Source organism: Mesomycoplasma dispar, from assembly GCF_000941075.1.
GTDB lineage: Bacteria > Bacillota_I > Bacilli_A > Mycoplasmatales > Metamycoplasmataceae > Mesomycoplasma > Mesomycoplasma dispar.
In genome coordinates this window covers 859780-879413 of record NZ_CP007229.1, presented here as the reverse complement: position 1 = coordinate 879413, position 19634 = coordinate 859780, and the positions used below count along the sequence as shown (strand labels likewise).

13 protein-coding genes and 1 riboswitch are annotated in these 19634 nt (G+C 28.4%); of the genes, 3 read left to right on the top strand and 10 right to left on the bottom strand.

What is annotated here, in order from left to right:
* Nucleotides 1-19 precede the first annotated feature (19 nt).
* The 9 genes from MDIS_RS03090 to cypl all read right to left on the bottom strand — a co-directional run bounded on the left by MDIS_RS03090 (nt 20) and on the right by cypl (nt 13548).
* On the bottom strand, nt 20-2152 hold the full coding sequence (locus MDIS_RS03090; RefSeq protein WP_044635596.1) for a P68 family surface lipoprotein: 2133 nt from the start codon (nt 2150-2152) through the stop codon (nt 20-22).
* A 12-nt stretch (nt 2153-2164) separates the two neighbouring features.
* Nucleotides 2165-4375, bottom strand: a complete 2211-nt coding sequence (locus tag MDIS_RS03085; RefSeq protein ID WP_165073043.1) for a P68 family surface lipoprotein — start codon at nt 4373-4375, stop codon at nt 2165-2167.
* A gap of 371 nt (nt 4376-4746) precedes the next feature.
* The gene (locus tag MDIS_RS03080; protein WP_044635595.1) at nt 4747-6903 is read right to left on the bottom strand and encodes a P68 family surface lipoprotein; all 2157 of its coding nucleotides are present in this window, start codon (nt 6901-6903) and stop codon (nt 4747-4749) included.
* Between the two features lie 159 nt (nt 6904-7062).
* Entirely contained in the window at nt 7063-7992 is a 930-nt protein-coding gene (gene holA, locus MDIS_RS03075; RefSeq protein WP_044635594.1) for a DNA polymerase III subunit delta, read from the bottom strand.
* On the bottom strand, nt 7911-9047 hold the full coding sequence (locus MDIS_RS03070) for a ComEC/Rec2 family competence protein (RefSeq protein ID WP_232034214.1): 1137 nt from the start codon (nt 9045-9047) through the stop codon (nt 7911-7913). The genes holA and MDIS_RS03070 overlap by 82 nt, the downstream gene beginning before the upstream one ends.
* A gap of 167 nt (nt 9048-9214) precedes the next feature.
* Complete coding sequence (locus tag MDIS_RS03065; protein ID WP_044635592.1) at nt 9215-9691, bottom strand: MAG0490 family ComEA-like DNA-binding protein; 477 nt, start codon at nt 9689-9691, stop codon at nt 9215-9217.
* Between the two features lie 111 nt (nt 9692-9802).
* Nucleotides 9803-11524 (bottom strand): ABC transporter permease subunit, encoded by a 1722-nt coding sequence (locus MDIS_RS03060; protein ID WP_044635591.1) that lies wholly within the window; start codon nt 11522-11524, stop codon nt 9803-9805.
* Nucleotides 11502-12272, bottom strand: a complete 771-nt coding sequence (locus MDIS_RS03055) for an ATP-binding cassette domain-containing protein (protein ID WP_044635590.1) — start codon at nt 12270-12272, stop codon at nt 11502-11504. Before MDIS_RS03055 ends, MDIS_RS03060 begins: the two co-directional genes overlap by 23 nt.
* On the bottom strand, nt 12256-13548 hold the full coding sequence (gene cypl, locus MDIS_RS03050; RefSeq protein ID WP_044635589.1) for an ABC transporter thiamine pyrophosphate-binding lipoprotein p37/Cypl: 1293 nt from the start codon (nt 13546-13548) through the stop codon (nt 12256-12258). Before cypl ends, MDIS_RS03055 begins: the two co-directional genes overlap by 17 nt.
* A 55-nt stretch (nt 13549-13603) precedes the next feature.
* A riboswitch (TPP riboswitch) is annotated at nt 13604-13697 on the bottom strand.
* Between the two features lie 193 nt (nt 13698-13890).
* Between cypl and glpK the strand changes: the two genes are divergently transcribed.
* The 3 genes from glpK to MDIS_RS03035 all read left to right on the top strand — a co-directional run bounded on the left by glpK (nt 13891) and on the right by MDIS_RS03035 (nt 18186).
* Nucleotides 13891-15423, top strand: a complete 1533-nt coding sequence (gene glpK / locus MDIS_RS03045; RefSeq protein WP_044635588.1) for a glycerol kinase GlpK — start codon at nt 13891-13893, stop codon at nt 15421-15423.
* Between the two features lie 24 nt (nt 15424-15447).
* Nucleotides 15448-16194 carry an MIP/aquaporin family protein gene (locus MDIS_RS03040; RefSeq protein ID WP_044635587.1) on the top strand — a complete coding sequence of 249 codons (747 nt, stop codon included), beginning with the start codon at nt 15448-15450 and terminating at the stop codon, nt 16192-16194.
* Between the two features lie 195 nt (nt 16195-16389).
* The gene (locus MDIS_RS03035; protein WP_044635586.1) at nt 16390-18186 is read left to right on the top strand and encodes a leucine-rich repeat protein; all 1797 of its coding nucleotides are present in this window, start codon (nt 16390-16392) and stop codon (nt 18184-18186) included.
* 277 nt (nt 18187-18463) lie between these two features.
* Here the strand turns inward: MDIS_RS03035 and glpO are convergent, their stop codons facing one another.
* Nucleotides 18464-19624: a type 2 glycerol-3-phosphate oxidase gene (gene glpO, locus MDIS_RS03030; RefSeq protein ID WP_044635585.1), complete on the bottom strand. Its 1161-nt coding sequence runs from the start codon at nt 19622-19624 to the stop codon at nt 18464-18466.
* Between the last annotated feature and the right edge of the window lie 10 nt (nt 19625-19634).

Below are 19634 nucleotides of genomic sequence, written 5' to 3'. Positions count from 1 at the left end.
ATAGAAAAACTAAATAATTTTAGTTTCTACTTCGATAAGAAGGTCCTAAATTTGTTCTTAAAATTGTAAGAAATTCGGCAAAAGTTCGTAATTTTCCATCACTTGCTTTAAGACTTTGCATTTGAGAAACTGTTGTATCCAAAGTTGAACGGAATGTTGCAGAAGCAGCATCGGCGTTATCGTAAACCAAACTATATCCAGTTTTTGAACTTTCGCTACTAAATTTCTTAAATTGGTTAAGGGCTACTTGCTGACCCTGATTTTTTGGAGTATAAACACCATCACTTAAAGTAGATTTTAAAGGCAATAAATATGAACTAGATTTTGCAAAATATTCAATTGGAGTAATTTTTCCAGCATCACCAAAGTCAACTTTTTCAGTTAAAATTCAATTAACAAAAGCTTTAACTGCTCGATCTTCTTTTTCAGTTGCATGAATAAAAATTAAATCAGGACCTTGGGCGAAAACTCCGGTGGTTTTGCTGTTTTTGTCAAATTTATGTGGTGCGGCTACCATATCAAGTTCGTTATCATTAACTGCTGAAGATCCTGACAATTCTTGTAAACCTGTATATCCAGGAATTACAATTGGTTTAAATTGTTCATTTTTATCAAGAACCTCATAAGTTCCCTCGGCAATTCCGGATGGCTTTTCGTATTTATCAGTAAAATAAAATACTTGTTTTTCTTTGTTTTTTTCTGCAAGTTCTTTAATTTTAGGCAAGAATCTAGCCTTGATTGTTACTTTATCCTTTTTGTTAATTGAGTTTATTGATAAATCTTTGCTAGTATCACTTAAATCTGAAGCTTTAACAACTGCGGCGAACTTAGGGCTGAAAACGCTATATATTTGTTCATTTCCGTTGTGATTAAATCCTACTAGATAATTTTTACTCCCTGCTTTAACAAAATTATGGTGAAATCCTGCTGAAGATCCAATTGAGAAAACTTGTTGGTGATTACGGAAGTAAGTTGAATTATACTCACCGGATGAGGTAAAATAAATTGACTTATCCTTGATGCCCTCAGAAATTAAACCATAGATTTTTTCAAAGTTTTTATAACGATCTGAATTTGGTTGGTCAATAAAAGATGTATAATCAATTAAATTCTTTTTTCGATCCAAAACAGTAACTTCTTTTGATTTATCACCTTCTGATAGAGAACGAGCAAGTGAATAAATTAAAGTTGCAGAATTGTCCACTCCTAGAACTGACTTTGCAGAACTAAGAGCCGATCCGGTTAAAGCTTTTGGAAATGCTTTTAAAATTCTTGAAGATAATTTTTGTAAATCTACAAAATTTTCAAGATCAGATTTTTTAAATTCATAACCAGCAAGAGCTTCTTGGTTTGAAGAATATTCTTTTCAAATTTTTTGAATTTCAGCAACATCCTCTGTACTTTTTTTAGATAGTTGTATAAATTCATTAAAATAATTTTTATCTTCAGCCTTAATTGTTGCTGGTTTTGTTGAATCGCTGGTTGCCTTATCAATAATTCAACCAAATAAAATTTTATTAATCACTAAACCTTCGGTTGATTTTCCGAAAGGAAGAGTATAAACACCTTTTGTATCAAGAAAAGGAATTTCTGAATTAATTTGTAAAAAATCAGAAATTCCTTGTTCCTTTAGGAATTTTTTTGTTGTTTTTTCTTCCTCGTTTTGGGGTTCTTCATTTGAAGTAAAATCAGAAACAATTGGATATGTCATTGAATATTTATTAACTATCGCAAGTAAAGAAGCATAATTTGTAGCAATATTTGGAAGTTTAATACGATCCTTTGTTTCTAAATAGTTGTTGATTGAAGCAGAAGCTCCATTATAACCGCCTTGAAAATATTGTTCTTCCATTTTCATAAAATCTTTTTTATCTTTTGCGGTTGAATTCCAGAGTTCAATTATTTTTTTTAATGCTTTTGCTTCATTTCCAGATGATGAAAATGAGTGCCCAAAAACTAACTTATTATCTTCGTTGCTATCAAATAAAAAGTTTCTTTTTTGGACAGTAGAATCTGTTGAAGACCCTTCATTAGTCGTGCAAGCTGCTGCTAAAAAAGTTATTGGGGCAATGCTGAATAAACTTGTTAAAAAAATTTTTTTAAATTTATTAGAAAATTTAAACTTATTTGTCGTGTCATTATCGAGTTTCATTGTTAAGACTCCTTAATTTTTATTAGATGATTTTTCATCTTTTTTTTCGTTAATTTTTTTAAGTGCAGTTCCAAGGTTTGCTCTCAACTGTTCAAGGAAATAATCGAAATTCAAATCTAATTTAGGATTTTGTAAAAATTGATTATTAACTTGAACTAATGTTGTTAACATAGTATTGCGGAATGTGTTAGAATCAACGCCAGCAGGTTCAGAGAATAATTTATATTTTCCTGGATTTTCTAATTGGTTTTTGAATTGATCAAAAGCAACTTTAAAAATTTGATTTTTAGGCAATAATGGATTTTCGTCAAAATTAGACTTTAAATTTGCTTTTGTTGGGTTTAAATTTGATGCCGAAAATGCCAAAAAGTCACTTGGAGTGGCAGTGATTTTTTGTTTATTTTCAGTTTCAAATTTTACCTTTTCAGAAATAAACCATTTTACAAAGTTAAGAGTTGCAACATCTTCTTTTTCGTTATTATGGAAAGCGATTAGCGAAGGTCCTTGCGATGTAACAATGTTAAATTGGTTTGAATTTTGAGTTTTTCCAGGTTCAGGTAGAACCATTAATTCATCTTCGTTAAGTTTTTCACTTGATTTTGAAAAAATATAAACATTTGAGTTTTGCTTTATCAATTTCACCTTGTTTTTAGAAGAATGATCAGAGTACAATTTACTTAAATCAGGGTTTGTTTTTTGTTTTGATTCAAGTCATTTATCAAAGGCTGGATCAGCCGATAAAAAACTAAAATTATTTAAATCACCCTGTGTTTTTATAGCGCTTTTTATTTCTTCAATCAAATTTTTGTCATCTTCCTGACTTAAATGAATGTCATTTTCAGAAATTGAATTTGATGTGCCTTCGTAAATATAACCTGGCTTGTTATCCAAAATTTGGTGAATTTTAGCAATTGCATTTGCTGGCAAATTTTCTTCGCTAGCACTAACTAATTTCCAGATTTTAGATTTTGAACTTACAGAATAATCAATTGATGAACTTCCAACTTTAAAGCGTAAAAAGTTTTGGCCAATTTTTTCAAAATTTCTAGTGTAATTACTTGTTGAAGTTATAGCAAAAACTAATTGATGATTTTTCAAATAATCACTTGCCAACTTTTGGCTTCAGGGACCAACAAGTTTATTTTTAACTAAATTAGCTATGATTTCAAAGGCTTTTTTTGTGTTTTGGTAATTTTCTGTTGATTTTTCAAACAGATTGTTATAGTTTAATGACTGACCGCTTGAGTCTTTAAAATAACTTGATTTTTCATAATTACCATTAGCTTGAGCAAATGAACTAAAAAAAAGTACGGCAGCTGCATCGTTAAAACCGATTAAAAAATCAACTTTTTCAGCTTGTGAACCTTTTTCTGCATCAGGAAAAGATTTTTTAACTCTGTTAAGAAAGTCAGCAATGTCTTCAAAATTGTTGAATTTTTCAAAACTAAATGTATATCCATCAAAACCATTTTCGTTTACAGGAAAATTTTTATATTCTCCTCAAACTTTTTTAATGTACTCAAGGTCAGTTTTTTGTGGATCGAGATTTTCTACTTTTTGTTTATCGGATTCTAAAATTTTAAATTTAGAACTTGCTTTTTTCGCAGATTCTAAAATATAAGAAAGCACCGGTTTGTCAACCAAAAGTGCTTTTGAAGTTTTCAAAATTGGCAAAAATGGAATTCTCTCAGAACTTATTTCTGGTAAGTTTTTTGTTTCTTCAAGAAATTTTTCATCGTATTCTGATTTAATTTTTTCTTCTAAATCCTTTTGGGTATTTAGGTCTAAAAGCATTCCAAATTTGTTCAAAGTGGAAGCAAGAGCTGGGTAATTTAATGTTAAATTAGGTAATTTTTTATTTTCCTTTACCTCTAAAAAAGATGCTAAACTGGTTTGATCTTTTGTGTAATTACCATATGCTTGATCTAATTTCGCAGGTAAAAAACCAGGTTTTTTTTCTTTTACTTCTGGTTTTTGGTTTCATTTTTGAAAAATTTTATTTAATGCTTTTGCTCTTGCATCGGTTACATTAAAAATTGCACGAAAATCAATCGTTTCATCTGCTTCAGTTTCGTAGCGAAGCGGGTTTCCATTTTGTTTAAAAATCTTGTCATCATTTTTTGTAAAACAAGCAGTTGCAGTTAAGAAAACTACGGAAAAAACAGAACTTAAAATTAATGCTGATTTTAAAAATGTGGACTTAAATTTTTGTGGTTTGTTCATTTTTTAAAAAGGACCAATTATTTTTTTTTAAAATTTAGGCTATAAAATAGCACATTTTTTTAATTTAAATATTTTTGTTTTTTTTTTTTTTTTTGTTACAAATTTCTCTCCATGAATAAATTTTTTTAAAAACAAAAAAGCACAACAAAAAAATTATCAAAATTAACTTGGTTAATTCTTCAAGAATTTAAACCAACTAACCACAAATAATTTTCAGTTGCGCTTAACATTTGCTATCATTATACATTTTTTTAAAAATTTATCAATAAAAAAATCAATTTTTTTCCTAAAATCCCCTTTTTGAATTCCAAAATTGGTAACTTAAAACTTATTTACATAAAAGTTCTGAATTTTAAAAAATCAAACTAAATTTAGCCAACCTTAATTGTGAATAAATTAGTGCGTAAACTAGCAAGAAAATTATCAAAATTAGCCTTTTCTGGACTTCCATCTATTACAAGACGACCCATTTGATTTAAACTAGATAAAATAACTTCACGAATTAAAGATGACCGCGAATCAATTGGGTCAATATAAAACACGCTGTTTTCAGGGTCATCATTTACTTGTTTAAAATTTGTAAAAGCAACACGAAAAGCGTTATTTTGACGAAATTTAGATTTATTTGTCAAACTTTCACGGAAATTAGCTTTTGTTGGCGCTAAATAATTGCCACGAAAAGCGACAAATTCATTTGGACTTCCAAAGTATTTTGCTTCTTTTCCTGCATTTTTGTATGTAAATTCTTGTTTGTGTGTAAGAATTCATTTTAGAAAATTTTTAGTTGCAATATCTTCTTCATCGTTTGAATGAAAGGCAATCAGATCTGGTCCTTGGTAAGTAAATACGTTTTTTAGTTCATTTTTTGAATTTTTAACAGGTTCTTGTAAAAAAATGATTTCATTTTCGTTTAATAATTTTTCACCGTTAATATTTTCAATAAATCCTGATTTTATTAGAAAAATGTCGTTTGAATTGTTATTTTTAGTTAAATTTATAATATTTTCACTATCAATTTTACTAATATTTTCTTGATAATATTTGGCAATTTCAGGATCGATTGCTAAATATATACTTTGATCAGAATTTTTTGATTTTGAATTGATAGCATCATTAATTTTCGCAACTAAATCAAATTTTTTTGCATCTATATAAACATTAGATTCAGGATATTTTGTCTTTTTTGTATCGTTAATTAAATGGGAAAGTTGATTAGTTAATACTTGTTTTAATTGAAAAATTGAATTTTTCGGTTTAAATCCAAAAGAATTAAGTGGTAAAATTTCATAAATTTGTACCGCTGAATTAAGCGGAATTTTTTTAGTAGACTTATTTATTTCAAATACAAAATTAGATTTTGCCCTAGTAAAACGACGTTCATAATTGCTAGTTGAAGAAATTGCCATTGCAATTTGGTGGTGATTCATAAATAAATTAGCAAAACTAGGTTCTGAAAATCGACCAGGATAAAAAATTGCATCTGATTTAAACAATTCTAAAATTTGCTCATAATTCTTTTTGGCAATTTTGTATGTGGGCGAATTTTTTTCAAAAAGTTTTGAAAAACTCACTTGTTCTAGTAATTTTGAATCACCTTTAGCGACTTCGAATAAAAATTTTGAATAATCTGCTCCTGTCGCAGCGAAAATCTTTGAAAAAATTAGATTCGGAATGTCGTCAAAACCAAAAGGGAAATAAGCTGAATCAATTTTTGCTGGATTTAAATTAAATCCAGCTTTGATTTTTAGAACAAAATCAAATAATTGGTCAAAATATTTGAAAATGTCCTGAGAAAACTCGAAATTACTTCAAGGATTATTCGCTTTTGTAAATTCAATAGGTTTTCATAATTTTTGAATTTGTACCAAATCTGTTTTTGATTTGCGAAACTGACTAAAAAATTCTTCTTCGCCTTTTTTGATTTTAGCACCATTTTTTAGTGCATTTTCAATAATTCAAGCCATTACAGGGGCGTTAATTGCAATTGTTTGCGAGGATTTTACAAACGGAAGTGAATAAATTCCCTTTTCATCAAGTGTCGCAATTTGTTTGCTTGTTTCTAAAAATTTTGGATGATACACTTTTTTGATAGCATCTGCTAAATCGGGAAATTCAGCTAAATTTAAAAGCATTTTGTATTTTGCTGCAACCGCAGCTGCGGGAGGAAAATTCAGGACTAAATTAAGTGTTTGGGCTTTATCTTTTGCAGAAAAAATTTGACTAAATTTCGTTGCCATTGGCGCATAATCGACATCATATGATGGTGTTAATTCAATTGGTAGAAATTCACGGTTTTTCATATCTTGAACTTCAGGTTTGTTATTTCAAATTTCTACAATTTGTTTTAGTGCTTGAAATCTTGCCTGTTCTGCAGTTCAACTTGTTACCATCTGTAATTTACCGTCATAATTTCCATCAAAACTAAATTTTTTTTGATGTCCAAGACCGCAAGATGTTAAAATTAAGGTGGAAAAAGATGCTACGGGAAATATAAGTAATTTTTTAAGTTGTTTGAATTTTGTTTTCATTTTTCTCGCCTGTTTTTATTTTTTGGAAAAAATAAAAACCACCCAAAAAAATTAAATTGCTTAAATTAAAACACTTTAATTAAACAAACAATTTTTTGTAGTGGTTTTTGCTTGTGAGAATTATAACACAAAAATCAGTTTTTTTTTTTTTTTTTAAAATTAACTGATTAAACCAAGGAGATAGAGTTCGAATGCTAATTTCTGATTTACTTGTGATTTTTTCATTTGGGTGTCTAATTTTGCAAGTTTTATTATTAGATTTTCAAGTTTTTCAATTCCGATATTATGGTATAAATCGATCGCTTTGTTTATCTGAAAATTGGAAATTTTCATTTTTTGAGAAATTTGTTGGTTTGTCAAACCAAGTTTTTTTTGCAAATAAACAAAAAAACTAAGTGATAATTTTGAATTTATTTGACCAATTAGCAAGTTTAAAGTTTGACCCTCTAACATTTTATGGCGATAAAACTTTAAAACACTTTTTAAATCCAAATTAACAAAAGAATTAATAAAATCTCAAGTTGAATGTGTTGAATACTCACTTACAAAATTTTGAATTATTTCAGAATTTATTGGACAATTTAAACTTTTTAATTTTAAAATTTCGTTATTAATAATCGAACCATTAAGTGGTAACCGCGATTCAAGTTCGATAATTTCGCTAGTTTTTAAATCGACTTTTAAATTATTAAGCGAAATTCTAATAAATTTAGCGATATTTTTTTGATTAATTTCAGAAGTTTGGATTATTTTTGAAATTGGTGAAAAAGATTTATAAATTATCGAGTTTTTAGCATTAGAAATGGTGTTTTTTTCATTAATAATGTATTTAAAAATAATTGTGTGATTAGTGTTTTTAATCTTTGAAAGCAGATATTGATTAGCTTTATTCTCTACTGAAAAATATAAAAAATCATTAAAAACAAAGGTTTTTTTGCTATCAAAAAGTGAAAAATTTGTAATATTTTTCCTAATAAATTCGTATGAATCACTAGTAAAAAAGTTAATTATTTTAGTATTTTGAGATTTTGCGATACTTGAAATTTTTTTTTGGACAATGTAATTGTCACTTCCAAAAACAAAAAACATATTAATGAAATTATACAAGAAAAAATTATAAAAAGTAGGCTAGGTTTGATATTTAAAGTTAAAAAGTGAAGATTACTAATATACTCAACAGTTTGAATAAAATTTTTGCTAATTCATTCAATTATTGTTGGATTAAAAATAAAAATAAGCAAATTTGTATATAAAAATGTAAAAAAAGCTGTAAAAATGGCAACATTTATTGGTGCCATAAAATTGTACATTGAATTCAAAAATAACGAAAATATAGCACTAAAAAAATTAATGAATAAAATTTGTGCTATATATTTATGTCATTTTTTTGAAAATTTTATTTGATTTATGATTAAAATGATAAAACTAATTGTAAATGTTAAAATAAATCCAATTGAATAAAAAATAAGCGGATTTGTTGACAAAATCAGTATTCCACTAATTGATAATAGTTCAATTTTATTGAATTTTTTGTTTAAAAACAGTTTGTTTATTTCGATTAAACCCCAAAAAATAAAGCCCCGTAAAAATGAAATTGCAAAGTTAAAAAGAAACAATTGAAATAATAAAAATGCAAAAAATATCGGTTTGTAAATGTAAGGTTTGATTTTGAAAGCCTTCGAAAATCCAAAAATTGCCTGTTTAAAAAGATTAATATGAAAACCTGAAATAACAAAAATTTGGTAAACACCTAAATAAACTAGTGATTTTCTAAAATCATTTGCTTCCGGTGGCGTTTCTGCTAGAAAAACCATCGGAATTAATTGTTTTGAATAATTTCCTTCTGTTGCAAAAAATCGCCTTATTTTTACAAAAATACTCTTACTTTCACCGATAAGAGTCACTTTTTTATTATTTAGAATTAAAAGCGAACCTTTTGATTTTAAATATGTTACCAAGTCAAAGTCTGATTGATTTTTTGGAACAACTAATTTGCCACTTAATCGCAAATTAGCCCCTATTTCCTGATCTCCATTTCAAACAAAGATTTTATTACCTTTATATTCAACAAAATTTCCAAAACTAACTTTATCAACAACTTTTGATTCAAAATCAACTTGTTGATTATTGATGCTAGGAATCATTAATCAGTAAATTATTAAAAAAATAACTGCTAAAAAAATTAACATTAGAATTTTTTTAAATTCTGAAAGTAATATTAAGAAAAAAATTGGAAAAAACAAGAAAATTATTCATAAAAAACTAAATTTATCAATAGACAAAATTAAAAAAATTAGACTAAGAAAAACTGCTAGTCAAGAGTAAAATTTTCTTGCAGCGTCCTTAAAGTCTCTGAATCAATTTTTAAAGCCCACTCTAACTCTTTTCAAGTTGTTTTTTTGTTTTTTCTTTCCTTAAAAAAAACGCGAATTTTGTCGACAATATTACGACTAATTTTTAGTTTAGCAGTATTTTTTATTGAAATTTTGTCAATTTTAATCCTAAAACCAATCGGTTTTAATTCAACTTTTTGGTCAGTCGTCACTTCTGAATCAAGGTTGTATTTTCCAATATCATAACCACGAATTACATCAAATTCGGTAAAAACTTTCCGCCAATTTATACCATAGTCAAAAAATTTAGTACCTGGATTACGCACTCCGTTCAAAATTGTGATTGCTATTTGCTTGGTTTGTGTGATATGTGGTTGAAGTTTATAAGTTAAATAGGCAAAACCACTTAATGCTCCAACTAAAACAATTAGGCTAATAATTTGTGCTTTTCTCATTTATTCAAATTTAATTTTTGAAGGTTGTTTTCCGTAAAAAAATAAAAAAACAAGAAAACCTGTAATGTTTTCTTGTTTTATATTCTTAAAAAGTAATCAAAAAGTAATTAATTAGAAAAATTTAGAAAAAGGCTTTTTTAGAAATTTATTGAGTAAAATGTTTCGAGTTTTTAAGATAAAATGCACAAATTTTGTGAAATATCTTTTTTCAATGGCTACTAAAGTTATTTCAACTACTAAAATTAAAAATCAAGCAATTCAAGAATAAGTAAAAAAACCGTTTCTATCACCTGAAATTCCGGTTTGCGAAAGTATAGAAATTTTTAAACCTAGTAGTGAACCGCCGAAAATTCCATAAAGTAGTAAATCATGCACTGAATTTGAAATTTCAACCGCTAAATATTTAAAATATTCGTTAGAAATTGAAGGTAAAACGTAGTGAATTATTGTTTTTGATTTACTCCATTGCTGTAATCGCAAAAGTTTATATTTTTGTCAATCAATCGAATTTATTGTTTCGTTCAATTTTTTTGCCATCATTATTCCATTATTAACTCCAACTAAAATCGTCACTCACAAAATCGGGCTAATTGCGAAGTTAACAAAAAGATAAAAGATAACAACTGACGGAATTATTCGAAAAAGATTTAGTAAAAATTTATAACTTAATCATCTAGATCAGTGATTTAACCTTTCGTTTGCCATGATTGCTAAAAAAATTGAGACAATAGCGATCACACCAATGCAAACGATAATTTGGGCAAAAAGTCCCCAAATCATATAAAGTGGATTGTCTAGTTTTCCGAGCGAAAAGAAACCTCAATCAAAAACAAACAGTGAATTAAAAAATCGTTTAACTTGATGAGTGTTTATTGTTCAATTTTGAATATCACTAAGGCTAATAGCAATCAAAATTAGAACAAAAATTGCAAAAAAAGTCTTTAAAACACGGTCATAATTAGTTTTAATTCATAAGTTGAACGAATTTTTTTGCTGAATTTTAACCGATTTTTTATGCAAAATAAACTTATTAAAAAAAATAATTAAAAATTCAAGAACAATCGCAAAAAACAGGAGAACGGCAAGCGGAATTCCAACGATATTTCAGCCCAATGCAGGATTTTGAATTCCGTCGTTGATTAAAACTCCAATTCCAATAACTCCAGTTGCAGAAATAATGGTGGTTCAACGAACATTTGCTTCAAAACTAAACAAAAACAGACCAAAAAATTTATTGACTACAAATGGTAAAATTTCATTTTTAAAAGCAAAAAATCGATTTTGACCTTTCATAATTGATTTTTGATAAGCATTTAGATCAAGCGCATTTAGAAAGGAGTAGAAATAACGGTGTAATCAAATTCAAGTAAATCAAAAAATAATTAAAACTGCTGCTAATTTTTTAGTAAAAATTAGTCGAAAAGGATCGATTACAAAAGGTATTGGAAAGCACTTTAGAATTATAATAATTCACCAAATAAAACTTTTTATAAACTTATTCCTAACAAATTGCGAACTAAAAAGTGCTGTAAAAAACGCAATAATTGTCCCAAAAAAAGTCCCCACGATCGTGTATTTGATTGTTGTTCACAAGAATCGTAAACTTAAAACAAAAATTGAATCACTATAATAAGGGTGAGTGTTCGAAAAACCAAATAAATCATTCAGGTTTCTTTGGAAAACTTTTCAACCGTTAGTATTAATTTTTGAATAAATCGAATAAAACGAAACAATAAATAAAATAACAAAGATCGAAAATAGGATAATTTTTGATTTTTTAAACTTTTGATAAGGTTTGTTTGAAAGTAAATTATTCACTATTTTCCTCACCAAAAATTAGTTGGATTTCATTTTCATCAATTTCTGAAAAAGAGTTAAAAAATTTCCCTTTACCTTCGTTAATGAGCAAAATTTTTTCATTATAATTTTTTACTAAAAAAATATTATGAGAAATAATTAGTGAAATTGAGTTATTTTTTTTTCCAAATTGAATGATTAAATCGATAATTTTTGCAGCGGTTTTTGGATCAAGTGCCGAAGTTGGTTCATCTGCTAGAATAATTTTTGGGTTTTGGAGCATAAGTTTTGCAATTTCTACGCGTTGCTGTTGTCCGCCTGATAAATCTTGAAAAATCGAATAAACTTTTTCACTAAGCCCTAATTGAGACAGAATGTCAATAATTTGTAAACGTTGATTTTTCGTTGCGACTGCAAATAACTTATAAAAAGTGTTTCTATAAGTTGGCAAATTTTTCACTAAATTTGCATAAACGCTTTGAAAATTAATCGAAGTCGGCGTTTGTGTTAGATAACCAATTGACCTGGCGAACTTTTTTTTAGATATTTTTGATTCTTCTAATAAATTTTTCCCTTGTCAAACCAATTGTCCTGATGCAAAAATATGCTGAAAAAGCGCTAGAAAAAACGATGATTTACCTTGTCCACTTGGTCCAATTATGAACAAAATATCCCCGTTACAAAGTTCAAAATTAAGGTTATTAACTAAATTTTTACCGTTTTTGTTATGTCTAAACGAAAAATCTTTAAAAGTTAGACATAAACTTTTAGTTTGATTCTGCATATATTTTACGGAATTCTGGATCAGTTTGATCTATTTTTCTATATCCATTATAACCAACATTTGGTCCGTATGCATCTTTTCCGTTTTTTGCAAGATTTACAAAAGCTTCGGAAATCATATCAGCTTGAGTTTTATTAAAAGTTGGGCGGAACGATCCAACATCATATGAAGCTGGGTTGGTTACCATGAGAATTTCAACTTTTCCGTTATTTTCAGTTGAATGATATTGTTTTCCGTCCTTTTTATTTTCGGTTCAAGCAAAAGAAGCTTCATCATCGAAAGCAATTTTATATTTTGGATCTTGCCCAATTGTAAAACCATCGCCCTGAAGATATTTTTCAGTGTGATTTGTTCTATCTTCATTAAGACTTTTTGCTTTAAATTTATCACCAAAATGCTTTTTTATAATAAAGTTTTGCATTTTGAATTTACCAGCTGAAGTTAATTTTCCGTGGATAATTCCAAAATTACGGAATTTTTCTCAATCTTTTTCATTTCAGGCTTTTTTAATTTCTTGACGAGTTTTATCATCACCTGAAATCATAATCATTCCTCGATAATAAGAAATTATCCGGCGCGGATTTGATTCGTCGTATAAAAATCGATAGGCGATTCCGTCTCATTTTTGTGGGTCATTATTTTTGCTTGATCATTCATTATAAGGATTTTTGTTAAAAAGATCGCTTAATTCTTTTGCAGATTTGCGCAAAGGATCGCTTTCTGTTCCATCCTGATAAAAAGTTGGTTTGTCCGCTGTGTTTTTAAATGCTCAAGTTAAAGTTTGAAGTCCGTTATAAAGTTCTTTTTCACGGTCGTCTTCAATTGTGGTCGTGGCATCAACGATTGCAAAATCAATAGCGTTGTCAGAATTATCAGATGATTTAAGTTGGGAAATTTTAGTTTTTGAATCATCAATCCCAACAAAATCAAAATTAACATCTGGTAAATCTTTTGTTTCTGGATTTGCATTTTTTAATTTATCAAATTCAGCTTTCAAATTTTCTGTGAATTTAGTCACACGGTTTGGATCTTTAGATTTTGCATCAAATCAACTTTGACCTAAACCAAGATTTACTTTTGTATCTCAACTTTTTGCTAAATTAGTCGTTGTTCCTGGAGTTTTTCGGTCCCCGTTCCCTGGGTTTTTGTCTACAGTTTGTGTTGCGCAGCCGGCGGCAACGAAAAATACAGAACTAAATAAAAACGATGACGAAAAAAGAATTTTTTTTAAAAATTCTTTTTTTTTGAAATTAAAACTTTTTGTTTTCACCATCATAAACCAATTTCCTTTTAAAAAATTAGTAAACCAAGGTGTTTTATGACGATATATTCAAGAAAAATGACAAACTCGTTACGCTAGCATTATCTAGGTCAACTAATAAGAGTTTTTCTCAGCCCAAAAAATGGACACCCCTGTTTACCAATTTATAAATTTTATCATAAAAAAAATTTTATTAAATATTTTTATAAAAAAATAATAAATTTTTAAGATTATTGTGAAAATATAGAATTAATTTAAAAAAATTCATAAACTGTTCAAACCTATGTTTTTTCTGGGCTTTTTTATTCATTAAATGTTATAATTTTAATGAATAAAAAATTGAAAGGACACTTGGAAATGCACAAAAATATTGATGAAAAATACGTAATTACGCTTGATTCTGGAACTACATCTTGCCGTAGTTTAATTTTTGACAAAAAAGGACAAGTTGTATCGCTTGTTCAGAAAGAGTTTCAACAACATTTTCCACAATCAGGTTGAGTTGAACACGATGCAAACGAAATTTGGAACACCCAACTTTATACAATGCAAGCCGCAAAAACAAAAGCGAACCTAAAATCTGATGATTTTGTTGCTTTAGGTCTTACAAACCAACGTGAAACCGTTGTTTTATGGGATAAATCAACCGGCGAACCCGTTTATAACGCGATTGTTTGACAAGACCGTCGAACAAGCGATTTTTGTGATGAATTAATTCAGCAAGGTTATGAAAATTATATAAAAGAAACAACCGGTTTAATTATAAACCCTTATTTTAGTGCAACAAAAATCAGATGGATTTTAAAAAACGTCCCTAAAGCACAGAATGTTTTAGCAAAAGGTAATCTTTTAGCAGGAACAATTGATAGCTGACTTGTTTGAAAATTAACCAACGGGAAAGTGCATGCAACTGATGTTTCTAATGCTTCAAGAACAATGTTATTTGACATTAAAGCGAAAAAATGAGACCAAAAAATCCTTGAATTACTAGAAATTCCTAGTGAAATTCTTCCAAAAGTTCTTCCTTCTGCTTCTGATTATGGAATTGTTGATCCAAATTTATGGTCAATTAATGCAAAAGGTCAAGTACCAATTTATGCTGTAATTGGCGATCAGCAATCTGCTTTATTCGGGCAACTTTGCACCGAAGTTGGAATGGTAAAAAATACCTATGGAACAGGATGTTTTACCCTTGTTAATACCGGTGAAAAATTAATTCGTTCAAAAAATAATCTATTAACAACAATTGCATGACAAATTGGTGATAATCCAGTTGAATACGCACTTGAAGGATCAGTTTTTGTTGCCGGAGCGGCAATTCAATGACTTCGTGACGGGCTTGGTTTAATCGAAAACTCTTCTGATAGCGACTTTTTAATTTCAAAAGTTGCCGAAAATGATCATAGTGTTGTCGTTGTACCTTCATTTACCGGACTTGGCGCACCTTATTGAGATTCGTATTCTCGTGGAGCAATTTTTGGACTCGAAAGAGGTAGTCGGAAAGAACATATTATAAAAGCAACGCTTGAATCAATTGCTTTTCAGTCAAATGATTTAATTAAAGCAATGGAATCGGATTTAGGGCATAAAATTACAGTGATGAAAGTTGACGGTGGAGCTTCAAAAAGCGATTTTCTAATGCAATTCCAGTCATCAATTTCACAACTGGAAATTTTTAGACCCACAAATACGGAAACCACAGCAATGGGTGCCGCTTTTCTTGCTGGTTTATTTGCTAAATTTTGAAATTCAGTTGCTGAATTGAAGCAAGTTTTAAAAATTGAAAAAACATTTAGCCCAAAATTTGACCAAAACAAAGTTATTCGTCTAACTTCAAACTGAAATTTAGCAGTTAGAAAAACACTAAACTGGAAAAAAGATATTAAATAAAAGAAAAAATAGAGGAAAAATTAAATGGAAAGTATCCTTTTTTTAGCTGAATTTCTCGGCACTGCAACGCTAATTTTACTCGGGAATGGCGTAAATTATAGTGTGAATGCGACTAAAATGTTTGCAAATCAATCAGGAAAATGAATTGTAATCGCCCTTGGTTGAGCGCTTGGAGTTCTTTTGGGAATTATAGTTTCAAACGGAATTACGTCAGCATCAGTTGCCCATTTAAACCCTGCAGTTTCAATATTTTTTGCTATTAGTGAAAAAAAAGCGGAATTATTAGCGTTAATTCCTTTTGAAATTTTAGGCGCAATTTTTGGGCAGACGATTCTTAATACGATAAATTGACCTCACATCAAAGAAACAAAAGCCGAAGTTATCGCATCTTGTCATCACACTGGTCCAGCTTATCAAAAATCTTATGTAACTAATTTTTTATACGAATTTGTCGGAACTATTGTTTTACTAGGCACAATTTTCCTATTAAAAAAATCATTTCCAACAATGAGGCCAGTAATTGTTGCTCTAATTGTGCTTTCAATTGGACTTTCACTTGGGTCTTCAACTGGTTATGCAATCAATCCTGCTCGTGATTTTGGTCCAAGATTAGTTTATTTTATGTTTGCAACTTTAATTTTGAAAAAAAGAAAAGAATTTGCAACTGTCGGAAATTGAAAAGAAATTTTAGGTTTTAGTTATGCTTGAAACCCAATTATTGCTCCAAGTTTAGCAGGTCTTATTCTTGGTTTAATTACGTTAGCAGTTTAAAAAACTAAAAAAGTTTATCATTTTGCTTAAAAAATTTGAAATAATAACTTATTACAAACAACAAAATTTGCTTAACACACTTCTAAAAGGTGTGTTTTTGTTAATTTAAATCTTTTTTTTTTTTTTTTCGTATATAATTTTCATAGATACCACTTTTTTATTAATACGGATAAAGGAAAGTTAGATAGAGGAAAAATGAAAATTTATAAAAAACCAACTTTTCTAATATTGTTAAGTTCAAGTTTTGTACTTTTAACTTCTTGTGGGGTAAATTTTTCGCAAACCAATCATCACAGTGATTCTAAAATCGAAAAAAGTAAAGATCTTTCAAAAGAAGAAAAGTTTGATAAAATTGAAAAACAAGTAAACGTTGTTAAAAATTTTTCGCAAAAATATTCAGAACTTGAAGATGTGATTAAAAATTTCGTCACTAATGAATTAAAGTCATTAAAATACGAAACTTTGAAAGATAAATTAAATTCGACTATTGATGAAATTGAATATCAAAAATCTATTAATAATAGCAAATTAAGTGATAATTTTTTCGAAAATAATTTTCAAAAACTTTCACAATTATTTAACGAAATTAAAAAAAATTACAAAAATGCACCGGAAATTCCCGCTAATTATTCTCCTAATTTAGAGATTAGCAACTTCAAGAAAGAAGAAAATAACGACGTTCCAGTTGAAGCAAGGGACTACCAAAATTGAGAAACTAACCTAATTTCAAATAAAAATGCTCGAAGTTTTATGAATTTAGTTGGTCAAAATTATGTAGAACCTTTTCAATTTCAAGGTTATACGGAAAAACACCGTCAAAAAGTTGCCGAATTTACTAGAAAATTAATAGAAAAAGAAGGGAAAAAAGATGAAGAATCTAAAATCAGAACAATTTTTAACTGAATTCATCAAAATGTGAAATATGCCTATGATTTAACCAAAATTCCAGCAATTAATCCCGCAGATGTTATCGATTTTCTTTATGCCGTTTGCGGTGGATATTCAAATTTGTACAAAGCGATGCTAGATTCAATAGGCATTAAAAATTCAATTGTAATTGGTTGGTCAAAATACGGTGCACACCAATGAAATTTAGTCTATGATTCTAAAAGTAAAGAATATTTTCACTCTGATCCAACATGGGGGCAATTTCAAAGAACTGATGAGGAATTTGCGAAAGACCATAAAACATTTCGGATTTTAGATACTTACTATTCAAAAAATGGACAAAAATATGAATATAATTTAGGTGTTTCACTTTTTTCTAGTACAAATTCAGAAGTTAAACCAATTGAACAAATTAACAATCAATTTAAAGTTGTCGGTATCTCGCAGGAAGTTTTAAAACAAACAGAAACATTATATGTTAGCAAAAATGTTTCACAAATTGAATACAAAAGTGGAACTTTTAATGTTAAAAATATCGTTGTTGACCAAGAAAATCCTTATTTTGCTTCAAAAGATGGACTTTTATACAATAAGGATTTTACAAAACTAATTTTAGTTCCCGAAAAGTATGAGAGAAAATCAATATTTTTACCAAAAACACTGAAATCAATTGAAGATCAAAAAATTACTTTAAGTGCTAAAAATTTAGAAAAAATTGATGTTGAACCAGGTAATTACTGATTTAGAAGTTTTGGCGGAATTTTATATAATAATGATTTAAGCAAAATCCTTTTTGTTCCGCTTAATTTTCAAGGAAAAGTTGTTACCTCCAAAAACGCCAAGTTAGATCCTCACACTTTTTCTTTTAACCAAAGTCTTCAAGAAATTGAAATTAGCGAAGGGGTTACAGAAATTCCCGATTTTACTTTTAATAATTTAAGCAATTTACAAATTATTCACCTACCAAATTCATTAGAAAAAATTTCAAAAGAAGCTTTTATCGGAATTGATCTTAAGAAAATTAGAATAGTTTATGGCGGTTCTAACCAAAATGTTATTAAAACTCTAAAAGATTTAAAAATTCCAGTTGAAATTAAAGGTTAATTTTATCTTTAAACTAATTTGTTTATTTTAAACCAACAAAAAACCTAGAATGCTAATTTCAAAAATTCTAGGTTTTTTGTTGGTTTTTTATTTGTCTTCAACTTCCTAATTTTACTATTAAAATTGAAGTTGAAGATTTTTAATTAGTTTTTATCCCTTAAAATATAATTTGATAAAATAAAAACGGCGTATTTTAAGTTTTATGATGTTGTTATATGAACTTTTAAAATCTGAAAAATTCAAGGAAAAAATTTTTCTTTTTTTACTTATGGAAAAACTAAATATATTCAATTTCTTGGATTAGTCTTTCTTTTTGAACAAGTTTTACCTGTTTTTTAACTAAATTAACTATTTCTAATGCGATCGCAGGCGCCGCTGATAATCCAGGAGATTGCATTCCGGCTGCAAAAATAAAATTTGAATCACTATTTGAAGTTCTAATAACAAAGTCGCTTTTTTGAATTTCAATTGGGCGAGAACCAGCAAGTGTTAAAAAGGTTTCTTGATAGTCCAAACTGGGAATTATTTTGTGTCCGATTTGTTGGATTTGACTAATAAGATCAAAATCAAGGCAATTTACTTTATTTTTAGGGATATTTTCTTCAGCGGTAGGTCCTACTAAAATATTTCCATCAGGTCGAGGAGCGACAATCACACCTTTTCCATATTTTGAAGGAACTAAAAAATAAACATCTTTTACATTAGGATGGTTTTTAAGAATTAAATATTGCCCACGTCTTTGTTTTTGACTAAATTCATTAAAACCTGCAATTTTGCCGATTTCATCGGCAAAATGTCCAGCAGCATTAATGATAATTTTTGACCGGAAAAGCGGATTTTGTGTATTTTCAGTTTCAATTTTGAAAAGTTCATCTTTTTTTGAAATTGAAATAACTTTAGATTTATTATAAAAATCTAAACCATTTTTACGTGAAATTTCCAAAAATGCAAGTGCAGCTTTTGCTGGATCAACAACTCAAGAACTAGAGCACTCAAGTGCCAAAGTTGCTAAATCAGAAACTAATGGGTGTTCAGTTTTAAGTTGTTTTTTGTCTAAAATTTTTAAATCATTTGGATTAACACCGTTAGTAAAACCACGTTTGTAAAGGTTGTGAATTACTTGCTCTTCTTCGGAATCAAAAGCCAAAACGATACTTTTAGCTTTTTTTCGTGGGAATTTAATTTTTGGAAAAATATTTTCGACCCATAATTTATGACCTAAAACATTCAATTTTGCCTTTAATTTTCCAGGACTTGGGTCAAAACCGCAATGAATTATACCAGAATTTCCGGTTGTTGTTTCAACCGCAGGGTATTCGTTTTTCTCTAAAATTGCTATTTTTAGATCGAATTTACTTAATTCATATGCAATATTAGTTCCGATAATTCCGGCGCCAATGATGACGATATCATAATTTTTAACTTTATTTATTTCCATATCTAATTTT